This window comes from Lysinibacillus sp. FSL M8-0134 (assembly GCF_038069745.1).
Taxonomy (GTDB): domain Bacteria; phylum Bacillota; class Bacilli; order Bacillales_A; family Planococcaceae; genus Lysinibacillus; species Lysinibacillus irui.
The window spans coordinates 3,120,750-3,145,941 of record NZ_JBBPAJ010000001.1; the positions used below are offsets into that span (position 1 = coordinate 3,120,750).

The following is a 25,192-nucleotide window of genomic DNA, read 5'->3' on the forward strand; positions in this document are numbered from 1 at the left end:
GGAGAGGTCATTTAATTTTTTTCTTGAACTTGGATGCTGTGATCTCTTATTTTAATTGTTTTACACAAAAAACACTCAAAAACTTGTATTCATAAGATTTTGAGTGTTTTTTATTTTTCAAGGAGTGAATTTTGAATGGACAGCATCCTACTGTTTTTTTATATAGTAAATAAATGCATCAAATTGCTGTATCACGAGCCATCATAAATACCATATAAACTTATGCAAACAGCTGTTAGAGAGAACACCTTTTTATCTTCTTTCCAAAACAGCCCATACAAAAAGGCAATTCAAGAAAACGGTAAGATATCATAAGTTACTTAAACTTTTGAATACCCACCATATTTTCTTAAACTGCCCATTAAAAATCAATTAATTAGATTCTACAGTCGTGTTCTTAGTGTCTTTAGAGTAATTATACTTTGATGGATCTACAGGTGTATACCCTGTTGGTGTATAGAATCTCAATAAGTCACCATTGACGACTTGATCCGATAATTTTAGTTTATGATCTACTTCGTTTTTCATCGACTTAGCAAAGTCTAATTGACTATCATCTAGAGGCAAACCTGTTTTATTATCATAAAATTTTTCATTAATTGAATAAATCGTAGGACTAACAAAATCTCCATTTCTGAATGGTACGATTTCATCATGCTCTTCTGATAATAAATCAGAACCAAATTGAATGAAATTTTGCGTATCAATTCCTAGTAAATGCAATAACGTTGGAAGAAGATCTATTTGGCCACCATAAGTATGGTTAGTTCCACCTTGCATTCCTGGAACATGGATAAATAATGGTACGCGTTGCAAATTAGCACTTTCATAAGGTGTAATTTCTTTGCCAATCACTTGCTCCATTGCTCTATTATGATTATCTGAAATACCGTAATGGTCACCATAAAGAACAATCATCGAATTATCATATAGGCCCGACTCTTTTAATTGATTGAAGACCTGTTTGATTGCTTCATCTGCATAGCGTGCTGTTTGGAAATAATTATCAACACTTGCATCGCCAGTATTCGCTTTATCAATCGTTACTAAATCTTGACTCATTTTATACGGATAATGGTTACCTACTGTAATTAATTTTGTATAAAAAGGTTGTGGTAACGAACTTAAAAGACTTTGTGATTGTTCAAAGAACGGTTTATCTAACAAACCATATTCAGCCATATCACCTGAAGAACCAGTATTATAATAACTTGCATCAAAGAAATGCTCGTATCCAAAGGACTTATAAATCACATTTCGGTTCCAGAAGCTTCCGTTATTCCCATGGAATACAGCTGATGTATAACCATGATCTTTTAAAATGCTTGGAGCAGCCTGGTACGTATTTTGTGCTTTTGTAATATAAGCAGACCCTTGTGGTAACCCAAATAAAGAATTTTCTAGCATAAATTCTGCATCTGAAGTTTTACCCTGACCTGTTTGATGGAAGAAATTATCAAAATACATTGTATTCTTATCTTTTGTTAATGAGTTTAAAAATGGTGTAACTTCCTCACCGTTTAATTTATAGTTAATAAGAAAGTTTTGGAACGATTCTAAATGTAAATAGATAACGTTCATGCCTTTTGCTGCACCAAAATAGTCTGCATTAGGTTTGGCGTAATTAGATTTTGTATAATTAATTACTTCTGTCGTATCACTACTATCTGCCAAAGCTCTCTGTGAAGAAGCTTTCATAGTTTCTACTGAATCATAAATCGTATAGTTATACATCCCTAAATACTTCACAATATAGTTTCTATCAAAACCTCGTGTTAACAATTGTGGACGACTAGTTTCAGCTAGGCCTAAATTTACAATGGATACTGCTAATGCTAATGCAATAATTGCCGTTGCTTTTTTATACCCTACACGTTCAGTTTCTTTTTGTATTTTTCTTGAGAAACGTAGATAGAACATGACAAGAACATCCACAAAGAACAAGATATCATAAGGCTTAAGTAAAGAAAGAACACTACCACCTAAATCGCCAAAGTTCTGTGTTTGGAAAATTGTTGGTAATGTAATGAAATCACTAAAAAATCGGTAATAAACAATATTGGCATATAAAAGAATAGACATCAAAGTATAAACTATTACTAAAGATGAATATTTTCTTTTTCCTTTAAATAAAAACGAAAATCCTAGAAACAGCATGGCTGATCCTAGTGGATTTAATAGTAAAAGGAATTGTTGAAGAGCTCCTTCTACACCTAGTTCAAATTGTGTTATTTGAGTGATATATGTTTTAATCCATAACATTAAAACAGCTATAAAATATATTCCTAAAAAGTTGTTGAATAGGTCATCTTTTTTACTTACTAGATTTTTCATTACTACACCTACCTTCTACTTATTAAATTAAAAATCTAGTTGTATATGAACGTAGACTATAAGTATTGTAATGCATTGCATTAGAAAAATGTTACTTCACAATAACTTTTTTTAGTAGCTAATGTATAGTACTCCCCATTTAGAAATCTGTCAAGTTGTTAACTAGCACTAAAGACAATTAGTATAAAAATTTCTAGTTACTGTAAATATCATCATAAAAAATACCCTGCAAATGTTAGCCTGTTGACTATTATTTACCGGGCAATATTAACTATCATATTCTTTTTATCTCCTTTCAGTTCAAGCATGCAATTGTTTCATTGCTGTGCACACTTTTTTTGTAGAAAGTTGAAATTTATTGCATGATCAACTAATTTATTTATCCTAGCCTATGTATATCTATTTACTGGATGCTCATGTATATTTTGATCATTTACTCACTTAAATATGGACAAATTTTTCTGCTAAACTTATTTATAAAAACAAAAAGCCATACAACCATTGTTGCTATATGGCTTTGCTAGAAATCCATGCAGAGAATTTATGTGGCTCTTATTGAGTCTCTACACTATTTCTTATTCGCTATCATTCATTTCTAATTTTTTTTGTACAGCTTTAATCATTCGAGCAGACCCATAGCAAATTTCCCCATTTTTCATTAGAATTTCTTTGTTCTTAAAGTCAACTTCCTGTATATTGTCTATATTCACTACGAAAGAATTATGGCAACGAATGAAGCCTTCATACTCTTTCTCTACATCTTTCAACTTCCCATAAAACTCTACTTGGCGATTGTCCAAATGTAAAACAACTTTATGTAATGGGGAGGATTCAAAAAACATGATATCATCATAATTGACACTAATAATTTTATCTGCAATTCTCTGAACAAATTTTTTATTAGAAGTCCTGTTTGTTACTTGCTTTCTTTCATTTGCCACCTTCAAACAGCTAACAACTTTGCTCTGTATAGAATTAACATCATCTTTAATAATAAAATCCATCGCGGCTACCTTATAAATGAAATTTAAATAAGTAAGTTCGGAGTGAGTAGTGACAAAAACAATATCACCTGTTGGATCAATTTTTCTGATTTCCGCGCCAAGTGTGATGCCATTCATCTCATGATTCAAGTCGATATCAAGAAAATATAAACCTGATCGATTGCTCTCTTTTATATACGTTAATACTTCTTCTGGATTTGCGGTTGTTAGAACCAGTTGCATATCAAGGTTTTCAATCATAATATAATTAGAGACATACCTGGCTATCCTTTCTCTTTGTTCCTTTTGATCTTCACAGATAAAAACATCAATCATCTTGATCCCTCACTTTAAAATTACAATTTCCTGCTTAAAATAATTATCCTCTATCACTGTATCCAACCGTGTCTTATTTTCTTGATCTACCATTTTCTTCAGACTATTCAGCCCTAACCCTCGATTTTCTCCTTTTGTTGAGAAACCTTTTTCAAAATATTGAAAGAGCTTATGCCCAGTATCTCTAAACGTATTCCAAACCACAAAGGATACTGATTGTTCAAGTTCTACAAATCCAACTCGAACCATCCCCTTTTCTACTTCTTCTGCTGCTTCAATTGCATTGTCTAAAATAATTCCGATACAGCGGCACAACAGTACACTATCCATATTCAGATCATGTATTTCGTTAGGACATTCAAAAACCACATCTATCCCCTTTTCCTGTGCAGTAATCAATTTGGAGGATACCAAACCTTTTACTTCAGGAATTTTAATTTGAGACAAACCCCTCATCTTAAAATCATTGTCACGAATCTCTTGACTGACACGCATTATATTGTCATTAAAATAGCTCTCTAAAGCTGTCATATCACGATTGGTGATGTATTCAGACATAGAAGACAGGATATTGATGTAATCATGGCGAAAAGTTCGCATTTCATAATAATTTTTTTCCAGCTGTTCCGTGTACATTTGTATACTGTTTAGTTCAATTTCTTTTTCCCTCATCTCAAACTGCTTTCTGAAGGTATATACTAGAAACGACAAACTGACAGCAAAAATAGCAAAATAGATAAATAAGTACATAGTATTCATCAATACCAGCGTATTTTGGTTTCCCGTTAATCTTACATACACAATCATTGTAAAATAAATCACATATGTAAATAGCCCCAGGAAAGCTAAAATACGCTGTAAATTCCTGTCATTCTCATCCTTTTCAAAAATCCGAATATTCAATATTTTCCAAAAAGTTATAAAGATAAGCCCAGTAATTAGGGTAATAAATTGATGAAGTAATATCACCGGAAAAATGGTTTCATTTGATTCTGAAACAGTACTAATCTCTAAGACTTTTCCCATAATAAAAGTTGTTAAATGATCAATCAGAATCATAGCAATCAATAAAATTGATGCGTCGTACAATGCAGGTATCCATTTTCGATAGGTATGCTTTAAAATAGCTAGAACAAATGCAAATATTAATAATGAACCAAAAATGTCTAAATAAGGATATAGCCAGGCCATCATTAAACTAAATAAGATGACTGCAATAATATTTTCCTTTTGAAAGAAACGTTTACCTAAAACAAAGCTTACCAAAATACAATAAATTGCTACTTGTATGAATGCTAATATAGTCAATCACTGACCCCTCATTTCTATATAGTAAACTTTCACTATATATTATACTATAGATCAGTAAATTGTAATATCAGGTAAATTTATACTTTTTGCTTAAAATCTACTTCTTTAATTCCTCTGGAATTTCTGGTTCAAAATTATACAACAAACAGAAATTCTCCACGCTTAACGCACCTACTCCAATAAATAGATTGATTAAACCTTCAGTAAACATTCTTTGAATTTTTTTCATTTTCATCTTCCTCTCTTATTTATTAATATTTTATATGTTATTGGAAGGATACAAATTACAGCTAGTAAACTTCCAAAAAATACTTGATTGATTACTACTTGTGAACTAGTACTAACCATAACTGCCACACATATCGAATAACCTATAATGGCTCTGTTTCTCAGCCTTGCTCTTAACACCTTATCGTTAATGCGGTTCTTTTCTGTATCTTGGGGGGCATACTTATAAAGACAGCTATATACAGCTAGAATAACAATCCAGATAATCGGTTCTGATAGTGAAATATCTGGTACCATTATCGGTAATATTCCGAATAGGAAAACACTTATTAAAGTGCAGGTACTACTTTTTTGAGCATGAATACCTCTAGCATTTAGCCTTATCAAGAAATAAGCACTGTGAAAAATAAATGTCAGCCAAATAGAATGAAGTAAAAATGCTGTCATATAAACTGGAATTGCTTTACCCATATTTATGAGGCAAACTTCAATACCTAATTTACACTTCAACTCTTGAATTCTAGTCAGGTTATGTCTTTTTTTTAATTTCCTAACCATATATTCTGACAACACTTCTTCTTTGAATCCTCTTAGCAAGACTTCCATTTTTACCCCTCCCTTGTTTTTCTTTACAATTATAGGATAACCTTCTTTACTCTATTATTATCAAAAGTATATTAGGTTATTCATTTCATTACATAAATGTTAAAAAAAAATAGGAAAATACACAGTTATGAGTATTTTCCTTACAATCATGATTTATTTTATACAAGCGACTAACTCATTACTTTCGAGTGGTTCCACCCTAGTTATACAAACTCAACTAAATATTTTGGATAAAGTGTAACCGCTTCACTGTACCCTTGGAGATCCATTCGATTTATACAGACTTTGTTTCTAGTTGGGAAAAATTCATTTTGCCGCATTTTATTATATAATTTGAATAACTGAATAAATAGAATTCTCTCTAAGAAGAAACACATCAGTAATTCTTCATGATGCATTATTGCTGCATTCTGCTCTCCTTCTAATGAAAACTTAGGAATCTCGAATTTGGTTGTATTAATTAATGGACCTATCTCCAAACTATTTTCCTGACAGCTCAATGCCAGTACATAGTTTGCAAAAGAGTCTATTTGAGTTGTCTCTACAATTTTCTTTTGTGTTCCAATTAGCAAATCAATATTGTTCTGTTGTTTCTCATCGTATACAGTTTGAATAAACGGTGATTTTTCCAGAAACTCTTGAACATTTGGGAATTTATCTTCTAAAAAGACTTGAACGTTAAATATTTTCCCCGTCTCAATAATTTTTTCTGCAAAAATCACGTATTCACTAATCGCTTCTGTTGATATAAAATATGGGGTAAAGAATTCCGTATAGCTTCTAACTAGATTCAAAAGATCTCTAGATTTTTGTTTTTCATAGAAAGTAAACAGTTTAGAATCCTTTTCCAACAGTTGCTTCCCAAGCCTATTCTCCGAACTGTCTGTTGTTTCATCTATACCATGATAGACAATTTCTTTTAATTTATTAAACTCCATATCTTTGACTTTAAAAGCCATGACGGTTTCTAATGTTACACAATCCTGAATCATAAAGAAATCGTTGACTTTTTTTACTTGATATTTCAATTTTAAGCAATACATATTCCATCTCAGCTCCTTTCTAGCCTAAAAGAAATGCATACAAAGATGTTTGATTATCTCTCAAAAGTCTTGATAACTCAATATCATAAAAACCGCCTAAGGGTACACTTTCCAATCCTAGATAGTTCGCTACTAACTGAATATTCTGTCCAATATGTCCAGCCTCTTGTTGCACCAACTTGTACGAGATATCTGTATACTTCCCAGAGATCTCAGACATGTCACAACTTAATGCAATAGCGAACTGTGCTGTATTAGCAAGATACTTTTGAATAAATACGTTACTGATTTCATTCCACGGCTGATATTGTTTAACCAATAACTTGTGAGTATCACTATTCAGCCGCATAATATTTCCCTGCTCTATTAAATCAATATCTACCAATTGCTCGTTGAATAAAAAGTAAATGTTGACATAATACTGTGCCCCACCGGAAGGGTATGTACGACTCTCTCTATCTCCGCCAATCATAGCCAATTGAGCAAATTGTGCCATTAACTTTCTATCAACCTTTACCTTGGCTTTGAATGGTTCCCTTGCCGAATATCTTGTAGCTAAAATTCTTTCAAATAAATTTTCTTGGTCAACTGTATAATCCAAATCAATTAGTGGATAATTACCATTTCCCTGTATTTCCCTCGGTCTGTGAGCATATACTTGAGTATTGGTGAATTCAGGTTCATTGATCGACATCATATGATAATCCATGAATTTTTTTTCAATATTCCGCTCACCTTTAAAGTTCCACAAATTAAACTCCCCCTTTTAAGAAATCATCCAGCTTTAAGGAAAGCATCTGAGAAAATGAATTCAAATTCCGGAGAAACGCCTAATCGATTATTCAGCATATGAAGATGAGAGATGACTATATAAAAGGCGTACTCTGGCTCGTAAGTCGTTTGACATAGTTTTATTTGGGCAAGCAATGACTTAAAAACCTTGAGATACGGCTGATAGATTGCAGTCGCAAGTTCTCCCTTTTTCAAGCTACTAATTCTGTTGCTAATCACTTTGTATAAATTCTCCGAAGTCTTATTCTTAGAAAATTGTGTCCATATTTCTCGATACGCAAGGAACATTGTCTCATGCTTCTCAATATATCCTAATTCTTCAGCAACTTCTGTACAGAGGTACATGAGATCAATTGCTAATACATAACGTTGATTTCGGTTTAGCTTTTGAATAATTTGCCCAGCAAATCTTGACGAGTGTACAAACATTTCTTCGGACAGTCCCATCGCTTTCTCTCCCCCATAACGGTTAAGCTCTGGTACATAATCAATTGTTTGAATTGAAAAATTCGGATATGGAGCAGTTGGTTTAATGCCTTCTGTCTGTACAATCGCATCATCATATGAAATAGGTTGGAACGTATGATTCTTATGCTTTTGATGAAATCTCTCCAGTAATTGATTTAAATCTTTTTCAAATTTATCTGCTACTTCAGGTTCTGTTTGGTATCTCAATCGGATATGAGGACCCCCATCCCAATAGCGAATGAAGAAATATCGAACCTTTTCTTCATCTAAATAAGGCAACAGACAATCTTTTAAAAATTCCTCAATTAATAGATAATCATGAATGAATAAGTGTTTAGATATCCACATACTACTACTCCCCTTTATTTTAAAAATATACTGTGACTTGTATTCCAGCTCTTAAAAAGATTTAATGAGTAGCCAATCTGTTTATTTTCTTCTAAATTGAATTTCTCTTTTATTGTAGTGTCATTATAATTTTTAATCCCACGAGCAGCTAATCCATATTTCGCTGCAATAATGGATAAACGTTGAGCAAAATGACCAATCTTCAAAAACATTTCATCATAATCATGTCCCGTATTTTCAAATGTAAAGAAGAACCAATAATTCATTCCCTCTAGATTAGTGAAATCTTGATATTCATGTAACATCTTCTTATACATAAATTTTTCATTGGGTTGAATAAATTCACACTTTTCTCCAATCTTGTAAAACCCGCTTCTGAAATCAGTAATATTATCTATAAAACTCCACAAACCTATTTCAGGATAGTCTTGCACAGCTACTTGACACTCCTTCAATAACTGACGATGAGTATCAGCAGACAAAATCTTTCTTACGACTGCGTCACCTCGAATATTTTGCTCCGATACCCTTTTCCTGAAAAATTCTGTTTCTGGTTGCTCTTTTATATCTTCTGTACTCAAATGATATTCTTGATCCATAGCTATTTCTAAAACAAGAGGAATTGTGACAAATTCACGTGGTTTCTCCAACGAAATCGTTGTTAGTCTACGATGCCGAATTTGATGACCATTTAAAACAAAGTCAAGATTATAGAGATAGTGGCCTGTATTCAGTAAACCTAGCATCGTTGAAAAATCACCATAGATTTTTTGGAGCTGACGATTATCATTTACTATGACTAGATAGTCTTTTTCAGCATTCAATCCTTTAAAATACTCTTGCTTATACACATAAATTTTGTCTGTTAATGCATTGTAAACAAACATATGTGTCTTATGGACAAACACCAATTTGAGACTATCAATATTTCTAGCTTTTGGAGAAAAAGAGTGGAAATAGTATTTGCTGAAAAAATCTATCCGTTGTATCATTTCTAAATAATAGTAGAGATCATAAATAATCGAACTCCAGCCATCACTTTTTCCAAGCTCTTTCAAAAATTTCATGTCAATCACATCTATATGATTTTTAAACAACAAATCTCCATCAATTTTTGCAGCAGACAATGTTTGCTTATAACGATCCTCCCCGAATCGTTCTAAATAATGTTGATCAATCATCCTTATTCCTCCCATTCATTTATGGAAATGGATGCGGTGTCTTTTCTATCCAGTCTTTATCTAACTTCCCTTTCTTCTTAAACTTAATAGCCTTTTCAATACGCTGATTTACGACTCGTCTATTTTGATGTCCAAAGGTCATCGTCAGCATACCAGGTACTATATATTTTACGTTCACAAATCCTGCAGAAAATAAATTCGGATTCTCTGTCTTAGCCCGATAAGCTTTACCAGAGATGATGACCAATTGCTCTTCAAGCGCTCGAACAACCTCTAAAAATTTCCCTTGATATGTTGTATACCCTGCTTCTAATTGCTCGAAGGAAGAAACCATTTCAGTATCTAATGCAAATTTAAATGCATTTTTCATTTCCTTATTTGAATAAAGAAGCAAATGGTCTTCCAACCTGTGAACGGATTGAGGATTCTTCAACAATTGTCTTTTTCTAGTCTGATATTCCTGATTATTGAATACATTTGTAAAAACAGTAATCGCTGTTGTAGCTTCAATCAATGCTCGTTCTATAGACTCTTCCAAGTCAAAAGAGGCAGCTGCAGCTGTATAGAAGGCCATTTCATTTTCCTTAGGCTCTTTCTTTTCTAATAACACCCAGATTGTCGGGATTCTCACTTCCATAGATATATCAAACAAATGAACACGGATATCTTTTCGCTTGAGAGATTCTAGATAAGCCTGTATTTTTGTAGAATAAATGCTTGATTCATCAATTCTGACAGGTGGAATCTGCCCATACCATGTAGCTAAAAAAGCATCTCTTTCAATTAGTTCTAGCATCGCATGCAGACTCGCTTCAGCCTCTGTTGAACCGAGAGCACTACCATTGGAGCTTTCATAAATATATCTCTTTTCATCAGAAACAACATGAGAATTGTAATAAATCAACTGCTCGGGAATTAAAACTTCTTTTTCACTGTGCAATGCCCAAACTTTTTCATAGTTCAAAGGCTGATCTTCTGTATAATTCTCTGGATTACCATAATCGCATTGTGTCATTACTTCACTCAGCGTAAGATCAATAATTTCACAATCCTTTTCCCGTATCGCGTTTTTTTGTTTTTTATAAGGAAACGCTGTAGCATAACGCTCCAACGATTCCAGAATAGAAATATATTTTGATTTTTCAAAAGTCCCTGTTCGACCATAGGAAAGCATTGAAATCCCCTTATACAGTACCTCGGTCTGTACCATCGGTGTCCCATAGGAATCTCCTGAACGCGTTAATGCATTCACAATCGACGATGGATACGCATAGATTAACCTCTTGTTTTTTTCAATTTTCTCCCGAACCTTTTCAAAGCTCAGTTGTCGGTTATCTTTTGGATCGAAAATCGTATCCAATTCAATGGGCTGATTCGAACTTGTGTTTACATTACACTCACAATCTCCTCGCTTGAAGGTTGCTTTCGCCTGAATTTCCAATGTATCCCGATTGAGCTCATATAGGAACGGTTCATTACTTTTTTCAAGCTTCTGAACAAGCATAGCGATTAATTCAGATTCTAGCTGGTTTGGCTGATCCTCTAGCCAACCGAAATACTGTTGATAGCATTTTAATTCTTTTGTTCGCTCTTTATAGCAGTTGAAACAAAAGGAAGAGTCATTCTGTGATGAATGAATAAAAATATACTTTTGGTTTATCAGAATTGTAGTAGCTGCAATTGTTTGTATGGACATTACTCCACCTCCAAAAGTTCATATTCAAAACCATTTTCATCGAGAATTTTTCCCACAGTAGTCTGCTGTCCGCTTACTTGTTTTTCTTGAATAGATATGTTCCAATTTAAAGAACCATCTTCCTTGAATCGGAACTCATTTAAATCTACAGATTTAAAGAATGACTCTTTGACAGATACATCGTTTTTATACATACTAATCCAAGTCAGTATGACTGTTGTCAGCTGAGCAGCTGTTCTTACAGGGATTTGGAAAATTAGTGTCTCTGAATCGTTATTTACAACATATAAGTAATACCCTCCACCTACACAAGACTGGAGATAGAAATTTACTGATAGCTTTTCTTGATTCAGTAAACTACTGATAAGGTCGGATTCCTCTAACTCATTCAAATCTAATCTGAAAAGTTCTCCTGTCTTATCGTGTTGGGTACTATATATGATTTTTTCCTGTTGCTTCAGTAAAAGTTCTTTTGAATAACTGTTTTTTAGGATCTCAAGAAATGCTGCTTCTGCAAGAAATTGTGCCAGCCTTTCATAAGAAATATCTGCGAAATAGTAATTTTCTTCGTCCTCTGTTTGTACGGTAATAACCTGCAATGGAGATTGGTTGTAATTGAAATATGCTTTATCATTATTAAAGGAAACGATCTTTGAATCATATTTCTTTACAAAGATTTCAAGCGAATTAAAATTCTTTATAGCGTCTTGATGCGTCCGTCCAGAAAATTGATAATCCACTTTTTCAATTCCGTCAAAAGCCACTTTTCTTTCAACTTCCATCATAGTATTTATATTGAATACAGGGGAATTTTTACCAATAGCAGATATAATGGCGCTATAAAATAGGAAACCTGACAGAAGTTTCTCTGAAATATCCTCTGCTGATACCTCTTCAAAATTCCTATGGTTTCTTGTTGAAACCCAGATTCTTTCTCCTTTTTTTCCAATATGATATTTTGCAACAATTTTTCCATCTGTCAGAACTTCAATATTCTCTACATTTGTAATTTCACTTTTAATTTGATTCTCTTCCAACAATTCTTTTAGGCAAGTTGCACCAAAAAACGATTGGGGAATATTTACACAGATTTTTTCAATTTCTTTTAGACCTTTTTCCACGGATAGACAATGCTCTTCTACCCATGGCAAATAGATACTGCTTTTGTGAATGTTATAGATTTCCGGATCAACCAGATAAAAAATATGTTTTTCTATAAGAAACTGAGTCAATTTCCTATAGCGCATAAACTCTTCAAACAGTTCTGTTTCTTCACTTCCTTGGTATGCCTTACTAATCAAAGAAGTAATGTTTTCATATTCAGAAACGCTCAATTTTAATTTTATTTTTTCGTTTGGCCCATATATAAATAAATTTGGTTCATTATAGTGATATCGAATATTTCTTCTAGCTTTAATAATCATAATAATCACTCCTTCTTGTTGTTGAGCTTAATAACAACTAATGAAATAATGAGGAGAGCCGAAGCGTAACCAACCGAAATTAACATATCTTGATTAAGTTCAAATGACTGATTCCAAACAGAAATATATATGTTATTTAAATGATAGAACGGATTCGCATAAGATACATATTGAATAAAATTAGGCAGACTCTCCACAGGAACAGAAAAGCCACCAGTAAACATAACAATTTGGAATAAAACAATAGAAATAATTAATGCTGTTTTTACTTCTTTGAAATTTGAATAAATGGCATGAGAATAAACCAACATTACTGCATTGATAAGCAGCAAGCTTAGATATGAAACCAAAAAGTTAACAATAGAAAGTTTCAAATCATAAACAAGAAGGCCAATTAATGTTATTAAGAAAAATCCTGCAGTTGCAATAATGAATGACTTAGCAATACTGGACATTAAAAGAATTTTATCTGTTATTGGTGTAATGAAAAGCCTTTTTTCAATCCCAGCTGCACGATTCATTACCTGATCAAAACCAAAGGCAAAAAATACTACTGAAAAGCTAATTAGGACAATAAACGATGGCGTATACACTTGAACATAGTTCATTCCACCACTATAGGTAGCATTACTGAACATTTGTCCCATTAAAATATATGTTACGGGTGGTACAAAAACTGTGAATACTAAATAGAATAGCTCTCTGAAGAACATCTTTAAGTCATATTTAATTTGCGTTAATAACATGTTTATTCCTCCTTATTTGGCAATTTTATCAAGATAGAAGCTATTAATTGATTTATGACCGGATTTCAGTATATTTTCAGGAGTATCAAATACTTCTGTTACACCGTCATTAATGAAAAGAACTTTATCACAGTAAAGTTCGATTTCGTCCATGTAATGCGTTGATAAAATCACTGTACTGTCATTTTTTTTAATATAGCCAGTAATGCTTTCCCATAAAATGTTTCGCATATGTGGATCCAGACCAGTTGTCGGTTCATCTAAAATAATCAAACGTGGTTTTGAAGAAAAAGCAATCGCAAGGCTAACCTTTTGCTTCCATCCCCCTGATAAGTTATCAAAAAACGTATTTAAATGCTCTTGTAGTTCAAATTCTTCTATAATTTCTTTTAAATCCACTTTGCTCCCATAATAGGAACGGAAAAGATCTAATAATTCTTTTACTTTTAATTTTTTATAAAACTGTGTTGGCTGAAGTACAGCTGAAATATTACTTTTGATTTTTCCCAAATCAGCTTGATCAATTTCCTTCAGGTTATTTCCAAAAACAACGACCTTCCCGTCATTATAATCTTTAATCGTCATTAAAATTTCCAAGAATGTCGATTTCCCAGCACCGTTTTTACCGATAACACCTATAATTTCACCTTTTTCAGCAGTAAAGTCTATTCCTTTCAAAACAGCTTTTTTTCCATAATTCTTTGTTAATTTTTCTACCTTTACATTATAGTTTTGCATGGTTCACCCTCCTAATTGTCAATCGTATATTCAACAACATATTCTTTAAGCTTATTTTCAAATTCAGGTAACACCTCTTCGATATAAAACATAGGATCTTGATTTTCTTCATGTATAATTTCATTAATAAAATGTTTGAATAATATTGGTACTGTGATATCAATAAACAATGGCTTCATTGCAGAGATTTCTTCACCCCTACGGTATTTCTTTAAAAAGAATGTTTTAGGTAACTGCTTATTTAAAAAATAGTCATTAATAAGTAAATACAGCTCTAATTCATTTGAAGCCTCTTTGTTTATATTTGCAAAGTCTTCAAGTTTTAAATTCCACTTCTTTCTGTACATCACAATATTTTCAAATATTATTCTTGGCATATCACTTCTTTTTTTCAGGAAATAATTAATATCAAAATTAATTCTCCCGCTTTGAAACAGAAGTAGTAATACAGATAGAACACCTGGGAGAAAGACAGGAACTAATGACGATTTGTAGGCCACCTTCGCTTCTTTCTTTTGATGATCAAGCACTTTCAGTTTTTTCGTTTGCTCATCATATTTAACGGAAAATTCAGATATACTCGGATGCCCTACATCATGAAACCTCTGATTTCCAAATTCCAAATTCAATTTTTGATCATAATATCTATCATGAATTCCACCATTAAAACCAAACAGCTCTGTCACTTCATAATAATTCTTCTCATAATAATTTTTTTGAACATATTCTTGATATAGTAAATCGTCATTCAAATTCTCAAAAAAGTCTTTAAATCTAGATAGAAATTTTTCCTGACCATCATAAATATCGTTTAAAATTACTTTGTCCTGAAAAAGTTGATAAAAAAACGTCATACTAAATTCATTGCCGTATTTAATATACTCAGGAATTTTTTTAGAAAATGGTTTGATAAGTTCTTGAAAATCTATTTCTTTAGTGTTATTTTCATCTAAGTATTGAGAAAAGAATGCCTTGAATTCATCTCTAAGATCATCCAAAATCTTTATTTCAGGGGCAATTGCTTCATCATAGCGGTAATCCATGTCTTGGAAATAAGGGAAGAAGTATCTCAATTTTTCAAAGAATACGTTGTTTAATAAATTGCTGTCAGATAAACTGGTTTCTGAATCCCCATATAATTTCTTATAAAGCGCAGCAACTTCATATTGCACACGAATATTCACATCAAACAACAGTAAGAATGCTGTAATTTCTTCAAAAAAATGATTAGAAAATTTATTTTCGATATCTTTAAGACTGCTCTTATTATTTTGAGCATCAAACAATATATCTTCATAAAGAATTTCTGTACCAAAATTCGGAATGTTTTCACTCAAATTTTTAATAACATCCTCAATTTTTTTCCAAAGAACTAACCGCTCATTAGTACCTGCCTCCTCGAACTTCTTTTTTAATTCATTCATAAACTGAAGCTGGAGTGATAGATCTTCACATATGCCCTGTTCTTTTAAATAGGCAATCATTTCTTCAACAAGATTTCTTTTAGCATTTACTGTAATTTTTTGAACTAATATTTTTGTGGAAACAAGTCTTTTAAATACATCCAACTCGTGTTCCGAATATAGTTCATTTTCTCTAAGAAATTGAGCAAAGTCTTTATAAAATATCGTTTGACCCTGATTTTTCTTTAGAAATTGAATTACTTCTTCCGCAATTCCCATTTCAACCAGCTTATCTCTTGTTTCATATATTTTCTTAGATTGCGGAACATTTTCTTGAGTAACATAGAAAATCTTGGAGTCTCTTTGGCCAAATTTAGAAACATGGACTGGAATTTTTTCTAATGCTTCTTTATCCGAACGAATGATTTCCAAAAATATTCTAAAAAGTAACGCATGGTTCAATTCAATGTTTGCTTTCTTTTTAATTAAAAATCGATTTCCAGAGGAGCCCGTTTGAGTAAGATAAGAAAACGGACTAGTTTTCATTGAGCTACGCATTAACAAATTGATAATAAAATTATCCAACTTTTTTTCTTTTTTATTATGTGTCTGTACAGGTTTTGATAAGTATTTTTCAATGTTCTTATAAATTGTTTGATTGAAAAATAAGACTGTCTTTTGCAATTGGTCATTTGCTATTTCTCGCTGAAGAATCTCTCTTGATTTCACTACCGCTTCTTCATAACTTTGTTGCAGCATTTCTTGATATAAATCTAATTGATTTAAAAGTTCTACTAGACGACTCAACAGAATGGGTCCTTCGTATTTCTTTAAACGAACGCTGCGTAAATTATGAACATCTCGTTTCAAATTCAATAATTTTGGATCCTTTTGCAAAGAAAATTCTTCTTCGATTTGACTAACTACATTTCCCTTCTCTCTTTCAATTTTTTCGTAAATTTTGTTAATCTCGTCTATAAATGTATGAATTTCCTTTGCTTTATCTCGCATTTCAAAATACCACTGATCAGAGGTATTGGTTCCTCGATAAACGCTAAATGGATTTTGAGTAACTGTTATAGTCAAGATTTAACTCCTCCCTCCAAGTCTTCCCTTTATTTTTTTCCACTTCTCTGTACGCCATATAAATATACTTTTGCTTCTTCAAAGCACTAATATTAAAATAAGGGAGTATTAAATACAGCAAATTTACAGTAAATCGATAAGCCGTTGCTTCGGGATTTTCCATAAAATTATTTCTTTTTGAATAGCCAACAAAGTTCCTATGAAAATCATTTTCAAAATTCTTCTCTAATTCCTCAATCGTACGAGCCAATTCCGCTTTATAGTCATCATCTATTAATTCATCCATCTGGCTTAAACAACATCCATAAAACTCCGAAAAATACTCAAACCATCTATTAATTAATTGTGAATGTGCTTGCTTAGAGTCCTTAAAACCCGTTTGTTTTTCTAAATAAAGTGCCTCAAATGATTTTTCGGTATAAGGTTTCTTTTGCTTGGCTGAAAGCTCAAAGAAGCCTTGAACATGCGAGACAAATGAAAGGTAACCTTTATTGTTATTTTCTTCATGATAAATATCTGAGACCCTTGAAAAAATAAGTGGGAATAGCTCCTCAACACTTACTTTCTGCGTTTCTAGATATTTTCTGGTATCTAGTAGCAGTTGGTAATGTCTGAATCGTTCAGCCACATATAAGCTAGTTATTCTTTCATTATGAAAATGAAAAGAATATGGAAAGATGTCTATTTCACCATGTTCTCGAATCACTCGTTCATTTTTCTTACTCTCCAAATTTGAAATCAATTGGAAACTTTGATGATATTTTTTCTTTACTTTTTCAATGTACGATTTGTCTAAGGGATTTTCTTCAATGAGACGGCCGACTCTGTTTTCCAAAGCTGTATACTCAAAATCCAATATTTTATTTTTTGTAATCAACTGAATATGTGGCCCGCCTTCCCAGCCTTTTGAAACAAAATATGGAGTACCTTTCCACATATCATCAATAAGTGATAGCAATGATTGTTCTAATGTACTGTCATAGTTATATATACAGGTTTGATACACAACAACACATCCTTACCTTTATGTAATTTTTCTAAAAGGCAATAATCTACTCGAAAAATTAATTTTTTCACTCTTCTTTAGTATAATCAGGCGGTTGTCACAATTCTTTGTTTCAACCGCCTGATAATAATAGTCAAGTCATTAACAAGAACCACAGCACGATGTTGAGCCGCATGTAGACGATGCTGAACAGCTTGTTGAGCCACTGCTAGCTGTTGTCTCTGGAATCGCTGATACTTCATCAAGATCTAATAGCTCTACTTCTAAATCGAATTCTTTTGTATTTATTTCCTTAGTATTCATTGGTTTTGTCATCATTTGTTCCTCCTATAGAATAGTAATTTTTTTGTTTATATTGTTTTACAAAACTGACTCTTGACCTTCAATAACTATTAACAAGAACCGCAGCATGATGTGGAGCCACATGTTGACGATGCCGAACAGCTTGTTGAGCCACTGCTAGCTGTTGTTTCAGGAATGGCTGACACTTCATCCAAATCTAATAGTTCTACCTCTAAATCAAATTCTTTTGTGTTTACTTCCTTAGCATTCATTGGTTTTGTCATCATTTGTTCCTCCAGTTCAAAAGTAATTTTTTGTACATCTTTTCCTTCAAAAACTGACTCTTAGCCTTCTAGATGATTATTAACATGAACCGCAGCATGATGTTGAGCCGCATGTTGATGATGCCGAACAGCTTGTTGAGCCACTGCTAGCTGTTGTTTCTGGAATGGCTGATACTTCATCCAAATCTAATAATTCTACTTCTAAATCAAATTCATTTGCATTCAGTTCTTTTTCTCGTATTTCTTTTGGCATCTTTTTTTCTCCTTTCATTTTTACTACATACATAACATAACCCGAGACTTCTACAGTTTTTCATTTCATTCATACAAACCGCTCCTCAATACTTAAATGTCCTAAGTATCTGATTTAGGTGTTGGATTTTCCTTCCTAACTGTCAGCAAAATACCATGTGACTTCACTTGTTTTACAAGTTCAGCTGTTTTCGAGGTGGTATATTGAACATGAGCATGGCAAAGAAAATTAAATTGCTAATGGTTGAAAGAGAAGTAACAACTGCTAAATTGGCAGAAAAGCATGGTAGCTACTAACAAGTTAAAGAGAGATAATTTCATCAAAAAGGAATTAGAGGAAATTGCAACTGCATTAGGTGCAAAAAACGAGGCTCATTTCGTTTTAGAGGATGGACGCAAGTTTTAGTAACAGATAACTAACATTAGTTGTCAGTTTTTTATATTCAAATAAATTCCCTAAAATGAATTAAGGAAGGAATTATCTAATGAAAAAAATACTATATAGGAACATTATTAGTTTTATTTCTTTAGCACATGTGGTGATGAAAACATTGAAATATCTAAAGAAGAAAAAGAAGAAATTGATTAAAAACATTGCCCAAATCATTAGTAAAGTTTCAACAGAAGAGGTAGAAAAAATCATTACTGATAAACTAGGAAAAAATAATAACTCGCAGAAAAAAGTAATAGAAAAAATAGAAGCAACTGATAGTGGTTTAAATCTAACTTTAAATGCTTCGGGTAACTTCACATAGATATGAAGAACGCGGTATTTGGATGGATTCTATAAAAATTTTAGAACCACTTTCAAAAGTTGATAATTAAACAAATAAATGTCGATTGGCAGCTACCTCTTGAAGACAATTACGGTAATAAGAAAGATTCCGCAGTAATGAAGTTTAGTATTGATAAAGTAACACTAGATAAAATAAATTGGGATAATTTTTTAACAGAAAGCTTCTCAGATGTAGTTACTAATTATAATGAACATTCATCTTTAAATGAAAAATAGGCATAGGCCACTCAATTGAGCAGCTTTATTTTATATGTAATATTGTAAGTATTTTCTAAATAATGAAATTACAATAATCTGTAAGGAGTGTATAGCATGGACATAATTGAAGAAACAATCAAATTTGCTGGCTTTGATAAAAAGAAAGCAATGACAAATTAAAATGTTTGACGACAGACTAAGTTTTAATCGTTTCTCTTCCTTAGTTACTGCCTCTGCTGTATTAAGCTCAAAGTAACGTTCTTTAATGCCTGCTTGCTGTACATTCTTCTTGCCTATTCGCTTTAATTCACGTTGTATATCATGCTTCTTGTCATATGCCCTCTGTAATGTGCTGGGCCTCATACGGCTCGTAGGCAATAGATATCGTTTGTTTAATATTTTCATAGTCCCACAGCTCCACTCCACCTTTTAAATTGATTAAGTAAAGGTTTGTATGCTCTGGTTCAGCTTGAATAAGACTACAAATAGTTGAATTGATGAGATTACTCTTTCTATACCTTGTGGCACCATTTCAAAGTCATGATACTTAAACTCGTTACGTGCTCTAGTCACTCCTACAGGCACACTCCAACCTTTACCTTGCGTATATGGTACTTCCTTAGATAAATGCTTATCATACACTCGCACAATTAATCATCATAAGAAAGTTCAATTTCCTTTTGCTCCGTCAGCTCTGTCTTCCACAGTTAAATTGCAGTTGAAGAAGAAAGTCTTTATTGAAATCCAGTTGTCGTAAATCATTTAATACAATTTTCTTTCTACGGTAATTTTGTCCATCCTCAAATACCTTCAGCTTAGATTCATAATCAGCAAATGAGCGACCAAGAGGAATCCTGTACTTGTATTCCCATCCCCATTCATATTGTTTTTTCTTCACCAATTGAGTTGTCAAAGTATCTTTACCATCACGAACATTTAAACCAGACAATGACGTTATCCTCTGGATGGGTATGCAAGTGGCCATATAAATTACCGTTCCAACACTTATGAATCCGATTACTCTGATTAGGTTTAATATTAGTAAACGTGGTTTATAGCCTTTGTTACCCTACTCTAAACTACATAATATAAAGAAAAAAGGAGATAACCATCATATGAATAATTGTAGGTGTAATAATGAATCGTCAACATTTAAATGCGATAAGTTCGGGACATTTACAGCTAATGATGTCAACTGTATAAACACTTCAATTCCTGTTGACGGTTCAATAATTCCATTCTCATCTGGAATCTCACTATCTGTAATTGAAGATATACTTGGAGCTATAAGTGGAAGCATGTTAGGATTTGGTTCTGCTTTAAATGCTGTACCTATTATAGGTAATACAATTAATTTAACAAACCTTTTTACCGAAGCTTTCTCAGTTCCACGTGAAGGTAAAATTACAGCAATTTCTGCAACATTTGCCCCAATTGATGGGGCTATTTTGGATGGATCTGTGACAATTCGAGCTCAAATTTTCCTTGCACCTGAAGGTAGTAATATTTTTACCGGCACAAGTGCCAGCGTTGATTTAATTCCACCTATAACAGGTCCTAATCCAAGTGGACAAATAACTTTTGCTTCAGCTAATATCCCACCAGTACCGGTATCTGCTGGTGACCAATTATTAATGGTATTTTATATTTCATCAGTATCAGGAGTAGTTCTAGTTGACGTTATTGTAGGAAATGCAAGTGCAGGAATTAATATTGTTTAACTTAAATATCCCTCTCCTTTAACCAATTATAAAAAGGCACCGGACGCTTTCTTTCTGCTGTTTTTTCTATAGATGAAGATTTATTAGGCTTCACCTTTGAACGTCCTACAGCCTTGTTAAATGCCCCTACGAAAACGGCTCTTAATGTACTTGCTACTGTTAAAGTACCATTCGTAATATCACGGATAATGTCAGCTAAAACATCCTTAGCGTTCACGAAATCACGTACATCGTTTATTTTTGTAGCTAAGATACATTTTTGAAGTTGGTCTTTGAGTTCGTCTCTTAATGGCAGCGAGTGCATGAAATCGAATCTAATCGTATACCTCAAAAAGAAAAAAACGCCCAAAACCCTTATATATCAAGGCTTTCAAGCGTTCTTCTCTCTTCATAAAATCCACTAATTTTATGTCGGCTACGTCCCAGGAGGGATTCGAACCCCCGACCGACGGCTTAGCTTACCACTATAGTTTTCACTACTTATACTAGGCACACCAAGCGTTTGAGACGTATTCAATTCTTACTAGGGATTCGGTCAAATTACGTTCTTAGACCGAAAGTATCTTAAATCTGATTCTAATTTAATCAAGCACTATTAGCAAGTCAAATCTAATATTTTATATGATATTCTTCCTTTATCAAACTCTTGGAAAAATCCATATATTCACTAAGGTACTTCCTCATTAAAATTTTTTCAGACTCATCTGATGTATTATCTATAATATGTAAACATATTGCTATATAAACCGAATTATCAATTACTACGGCATCATTTTCTTTAATGGAGTTTCTATTAACCGTAGGAATTATAGATTCATTCAAAATATTAACTTTAACTTCCTTAAGAATAATGTCTATTATACCATCCTTAATATAGATAGAAGATATATTCTTTACAAATATCCCTCTTATATAGAGTTTCCTAAATAATTCTTCATTTCTAGCTGACAATCTAAATAAATTTAAATCGTCGTCATCATCTTTTAAATGTAAATACTTATTAATTCCATCTACATTAAAAATCCTATAGGCTTGTGCTGTATAAAAAGTTCCGGCATTATTGTTATGATTAAAATTCAAGTTATTTATCTCTTCTATATCAAAACCTATTATATCTTCTGAATCTTTATAATGATATGCAGTATCAAATTTTGTTTCTTTATATTGAGGTATTACTTCCACAGAGTCCGGCATATAAAAGCCCCATACAGATTCAATTAGTTCGTCACCATCTTCTAATATTTCTAATGCTGTTTCTAGCCTTGGAACCAGCTCCTCTTCAACTAAAACTACATTAGTAGTATATATATATCCATCCTCTATATACTCTTTCATCTTTTCTAACTTAGTTTCTTTAGAAAGATGTTTTAACCTACCATTTTTATAAAGCACGATTTCTTCATTAAACATATCTTCTAAACGATTTTTAAAGACAGGTTTTTTTGCAATATATTTCACTTTCAATTCAACATCAATCAAATACTTACTCAAATCAATGGCTTCATCAATATCATTCTTACATATTTCTATTTTGTCGTAATCCTGATAATCATTTTCTATGTATAAAGAAGATTGAATATTATTAAATATAAAACCATTTTTTAGGTAATTTTCTAAGTTTTCAATTTTATTCTCCCATACTTCCATAAACTCTTGATAATTCAATACTATTTCTGTTCCAAACATCCCTGATGCTTTTTCTTCTTTAATAGCTACATATTGGTCATCTTTTTCAACTTCGAGTTCTAAAATTACATCACTTTTATAATGAGATGTTCTAACTTTAATTTTTGAGGAAAGCATAAAACTTGCTAAAAACCCAATTCCATAATTACCTATAGGTTTATATTTATTATCTAGAATCTTAAATTCTTTAGATTTATAGTAAGATGAACCTAGTTCCAAAAAGTATCGTTTTAAAACTGAATAGTCCATTCCAATTCCATTATCTCGAATAATAACTTCATTAGTACTCTTACTTAGAATAATATCTATTTTGCCTTTATATTCATCTTCCCAAGGTTTTTTGTGATTATTTTTTATTACTATTAGATGCTTACAAGCATCAATCGAATTTTGAATTATTTCTCTCAAGCCACTCTTCTTATTACCATATAACTCTTCGCCCATCAAAATTTGCATTACTTTTAAATAATTAAATTCAAATTTCAAGTCTACTACTTTATAGCTTTTAGACTTAATAAAGTTATTTACTTTATAATGTAAATTAAATTTGTGCTTGTCCTCACTATTTTCAGAGATTTCTAAAGCATTGTTAATTTCATTTTCAACCCAATTTAAATACCCCAAAACTTTTCTGTAGATTTTAGGCTCTTCGCAATTCCCATAGAACTCTACAACTTTCAATCCCTGTTTATTCGTAATTACTTTAGGTGCATTTTCAATCGCAAAGTGTTGTTTCCACTCTTGTAAACTATAACCTAATGGTCTAGCAGCTTCAAATAACCTTCCCGGTGTTCTAGAACTATCAAAATCTAAAATGTCTCCTAACCTTAAAGCCATCGCACAAAATATTAAATTAACAGAATAGGAACCCTTAACAATATTACTATCCAAATTTGCTTTCAACCAAAAAAAATCTTTTGTATGAGCTTCACAAACTAGAGCAAGTTCATTCGCAAAAGAAACTGATTGCATATCTGGTATAGTGAAGTACTTTAGCAATTTATTCTTTATAAATTCAGAAGACCTATAAGCATGTACTTCTCTTACAAATTCTTGGAGAGCATAAGTTTCATTATTTGAAAACTCTTTTAATAGTAAGGAATAGTCTAAACCTTCGTATTTTAGTTCCCCACTTTTAATCTTTTCTATTTCCTCTTCATCCGCAGCCATTCCAATATCATGTAACATCGCTGCATAAATTAATAATGCAATCTCTAAATCATTTAATTCCTCCACTTTTTCTATAATGTCATAAATATGCCCCATTATCCTTAAAGAATGTTTTACATCATGTTGTGTATAAAAGGGAAACACACGAGCTATTCTATTATTTAAAACATCTTCTATTTCAACATAAAGTTCATTTATTTTATTAAAAAATGGTGAATCTCTTTTTTCTAATTCTTTCATTAAAAGTGTATCTTTAATATCCATAGTATCTCCCTTTATAATTTCCTAAAAATTTTAAATCAAACATAATTATTACTATCGCATCGTTTCGATAAATTTTTCACTCGGTGTGTTTGTGTTTCAGGTAGGCATATAGTTAATATTTCACTAGTGCAAATATTTTAAAATACCCCCACTTATTATTATTCAACAAAAGTTTGGAAATACCTTCTATTTTATCTACTCTATTTATAAACCTTATCGTATCGGTTCACCCTAACAAGCACTCATTAATGTTCCTCAAAAGCTAAAAATAAAAACGAGCTATAGATTAGCTCGCTTCTTCATCCCAAATGAAAATATTATTAAAAATTGTTTTATAATCAACTGCTTCACCTCTACTCATTTGCCAAGCAATTCTTTCTGATACAGAAAAACAAAAATCTGATTGTAAATCTTGGTCAGTCATATTGAATAATTTATTTAATCGTTGATAACTCAATTCTTTTCCCATGCCATCTTCATCTGAAATTATTTTTTTCTCACATTTTTCAATTTCATATTTTCTGTATGCTTCTAAGAGCATTTTCCACCCTTCATGTTTTGGAGTAATATAAAATTTATCTGTAATGTTATTTATAGCGTTCATCATAACTTCTTTGTCCATACTAACAACTCCTAATTATTATATTATGTTTATAAAGCTAGCGCATATCGTTTTCACATTAACACGGCTGCGTTCGCTCTGCTCTCTACGCTCATGTATAATGTTCAAACAATATTTGCTTGTTTCCACTCACTTTTACGAATTGCTGCTACGCTTGCAATTCATAAAAGCAAGCGAAAACACTGTTA

At 32.1% G+C, this 25,192-nt stretch carries 25 protein-coding genes; 2 read left to right on the forward strand and 23 right to left on the reverse strand.

Features of this window, described 5'->3' with window-relative positions:
- Window positions 1-372: 372 nt before the first annotated feature.
- The 18 genes from MKY49_RS15910 to MKY49_RS15995 form a co-directional block, all read right to left on the reverse strand.
- Complete coding sequence (locus MKY49_RS15910) at window positions 373-2,334, reverse strand: LTA synthase family protein (RefSeq protein ID WP_313469768.1); 1,962 nt, start codon at window positions 2,332-2,334, stop codon at window positions 373-375.
- Window positions 2,335-2,909: 575 nt separating this feature from the next.
- A complete protein-coding gene (locus tag MKY49_RS15915) occupies window positions 2,910-3,653 on the reverse strand; it encodes a LytR/AlgR family response regulator transcription factor (protein WP_274793988.1) in 744 nt (247 codons plus the stop codon).
- A 9-nt stretch (window positions 3,654-3,662) separates the two neighbouring features.
- Window positions 3,663-4,961, reverse strand: a complete 1,299-nt coding sequence (locus MKY49_RS15920; RefSeq protein ID WP_341386645.1) for a sensor histidine kinase — start codon at window positions 4,959-4,961, stop codon at window positions 3,663-3,665.
- Between the two features lie 100 nt (window positions 4,962-5,061).
- A complete protein-coding gene (locus tag MKY49_RS15925; RefSeq protein ID WP_274793990.1) occupies window positions 5,062-5,193 on the reverse strand; it encodes a cyclic lactone autoinducer peptide in 132 nt (43 codons plus the stop codon).
- A 2-nt stretch (window positions 5,194-5,195) separates the two neighbouring features.
- Window positions 5,196-5,798, reverse strand: coding sequence for an accessory gene regulator AgrB (locus tag MKY49_RS15930; protein ID WP_341386646.1), 603 nt, complete (start codon window positions 5,796-5,798; stop codon window positions 5,196-5,198).
- Between the two features lie 203 nt (window positions 5,799-6,001).
- A complete protein-coding gene (locus MKY49_RS15935; protein WP_274793992.1) occupies window positions 6,002-6,841 on the reverse strand; it encodes an ABC transporter permease in 840 nt (279 codons plus the stop codon).
- 19 nt (window positions 6,842-6,860) lie between these two features.
- A complete protein-coding gene (locus MKY49_RS15940; RefSeq protein ID WP_274793993.1) occupies window positions 6,861-7,592 on the reverse strand; it encodes a SagB/ThcOx family dehydrogenase in 732 nt (243 codons plus the stop codon).
- Between the two features lie 23 nt (window positions 7,593-7,615).
- Window positions 7,616-8,449, reverse strand: a complete 834-nt coding sequence (locus MKY49_RS15945; RefSeq protein WP_274793994.1) for a thiopeptide-type bacteriocin biosynthesis protein — start codon at window positions 8,447-8,449, stop codon at window positions 7,616-7,618.
- Between the two features lie 14 nt (window positions 8,450-8,463).
- Complete coding sequence (locus MKY49_RS15950) at window positions 8,464-9,630, reverse strand: hypothetical protein (RefSeq protein ID WP_274793995.1); 1,167 nt, start codon at window positions 9,628-9,630, stop codon at window positions 8,464-8,466.
- Between the two features lie 19 nt (window positions 9,631-9,649).
- A complete protein-coding gene (locus tag MKY49_RS15955; protein WP_341386647.1) occupies window positions 9,650-11,326 on the reverse strand; it encodes a YcaO-like family protein in 1,677 nt (558 codons plus the stop codon).
- Window positions 11,326-12,750 (reverse strand): hypothetical protein, encoded by a 1,425-nt coding sequence (locus MKY49_RS15960; RefSeq protein WP_341386648.1) that lies wholly within the window; start codon window positions 12,748-12,750, stop codon window positions 11,326-11,328. Before MKY49_RS15960 ends, MKY49_RS15955 begins: the two co-directional genes overlap by 1 nt.
- A 5-nt stretch (window positions 12,751-12,755) precedes the next feature.
- Window positions 12,756-13,496 (reverse strand): ABC transporter permease, encoded by a 741-nt coding sequence (locus tag MKY49_RS15965; protein ID WP_274793998.1) that lies wholly within the window; start codon window positions 13,494-13,496, stop codon window positions 12,756-12,758.
- 12 nt (window positions 13,497-13,508) lie between these two features.
- Window positions 13,509-14,234, reverse strand: a complete 726-nt coding sequence (locus MKY49_RS15970) for an ABC transporter ATP-binding protein (RefSeq protein WP_274793999.1) — start codon at window positions 14,232-14,234, stop codon at window positions 13,509-13,511.
- Window positions 14,235-14,245: 11 nt separating this feature from the next.
- The gene (locus MKY49_RS15975) at window positions 14,246-16,723 is read right to left on the reverse strand and encodes a lanthionine biosynthesis protein (RefSeq protein ID WP_341386649.1); all 2,478 of its coding nucleotides are present in this window, start codon (window positions 16,721-16,723) and stop codon (window positions 14,246-14,248) included.
- A complete protein-coding gene (locus MKY49_RS15980; RefSeq protein ID WP_322606140.1) occupies window positions 16,692-17,729 on the reverse strand; it encodes a hypothetical protein in 1,038 nt (345 codons plus the stop codon). The genes MKY49_RS15975 and MKY49_RS15980 overlap by 32 nt, the downstream gene beginning before the upstream one ends.
- A 141-nt stretch (window positions 17,730-17,870) precedes the next feature.
- Window positions 17,871-18,044 (reverse strand): thiazolylpeptide-type bacteriocin, encoded by a 174-nt coding sequence (locus MKY49_RS15985; RefSeq protein WP_341386650.1) that lies wholly within the window; start codon window positions 18,042-18,044, stop codon window positions 17,871-17,873.
- A 77-nt stretch (window positions 18,045-18,121) separates the two neighbouring features.
- The gene (locus MKY49_RS15990) at window positions 18,122-18,295 is read right to left on the reverse strand and encodes a thiazolylpeptide-type bacteriocin (protein WP_100795899.1); all 174 of its coding nucleotides are present in this window, start codon (window positions 18,293-18,295) and stop codon (window positions 18,122-18,124) included.
- A gap of 79 nt (window positions 18,296-18,374) precedes the next feature.
- On the reverse strand, window positions 18,375-18,548 hold the full coding sequence (locus MKY49_RS15995) for a thiazolylpeptide-type bacteriocin (RefSeq protein WP_312507379.1): 174 nt from the start codon (window positions 18,546-18,548) through the stop codon (window positions 18,375-18,377).
- Between the two features lie 484 nt (window positions 18,549-19,032).
- Between MKY49_RS15995 and MKY49_RS16000 the strand changes: the two genes are divergently transcribed.
- Window positions 19,033-19,302 (forward strand): hypothetical protein, encoded by a 270-nt coding sequence (locus MKY49_RS16000; protein WP_341386651.1) that lies wholly within the window; start codon window positions 19,033-19,035, stop codon window positions 19,300-19,302.
- A 570-nt stretch (window positions 19,303-19,872) separates the two neighbouring features.
- Here the strand turns inward: MKY49_RS16000 and MKY49_RS16005 are convergent.
- Window positions 19,873-20,040 (reverse strand): hypothetical protein, encoded by a 168-nt coding sequence (locus MKY49_RS16005; RefSeq protein WP_341386943.1) that lies wholly within the window; start codon window positions 20,038-20,040, stop codon window positions 19,873-19,875.
- 189 nt (window positions 20,041-20,229) lie between these two features.
- The gene (locus tag MKY49_RS16010) at window positions 20,230-20,490 is read right to left on the reverse strand and encodes a hypothetical protein (protein WP_341386652.1); all 261 of its coding nucleotides are present in this window, start codon (window positions 20,488-20,490) and stop codon (window positions 20,230-20,232) included.
- Between the two features lie 166 nt (window positions 20,491-20,656).
- Here MKY49_RS16010 and MKY49_RS16015 point away from each other — a divergent pair, with 166 nt between their 5' ends.
- Window positions 20,657-21,262 (forward strand): exosporium glycoprotein BclB-related protein, encoded by a 606-nt coding sequence (locus MKY49_RS16015; protein ID WP_341386653.1) that lies wholly within the window; start codon window positions 20,657-20,659, stop codon window positions 21,260-21,262.
- Window position 21,263: 1 nt separating this feature from the next.
- On the opposite strand, the gene MKY49_RS16020 is transcribed toward MKY49_RS16015, so the two are convergent.
- The 3 genes from MKY49_RS16020 to MKY49_RS16030 form a co-directional block, all read right to left on the reverse strand.
- Window positions 21,264-21,593, reverse strand: coding sequence for a hypothetical protein (locus MKY49_RS16020; RefSeq protein ID WP_341386654.1), 330 nt, complete (start codon window positions 21,591-21,593; stop codon window positions 21,264-21,266).
- A gap of 278 nt (window positions 21,594-21,871) precedes the next feature.
- Window positions 21,872-24,382, reverse strand: coding sequence for an HD domain-containing protein (locus tag MKY49_RS16025; protein ID WP_341386655.1), 2,511 nt, complete (start codon window positions 24,380-24,382; stop codon window positions 21,872-21,874).
- Between the two features lie 286 nt (window positions 24,383-24,668).
- Window positions 24,669-25,004 carry a hypothetical protein gene (locus MKY49_RS16030; RefSeq protein WP_341386656.1) on the reverse strand — a complete coding sequence of 112 codons (336 nt, stop codon included), beginning with the start codon at window positions 25,002-25,004 and terminating at the stop codon, window positions 24,669-24,671.
- Window positions 25,005-25,192: the final 188 nt, after the last annotated feature.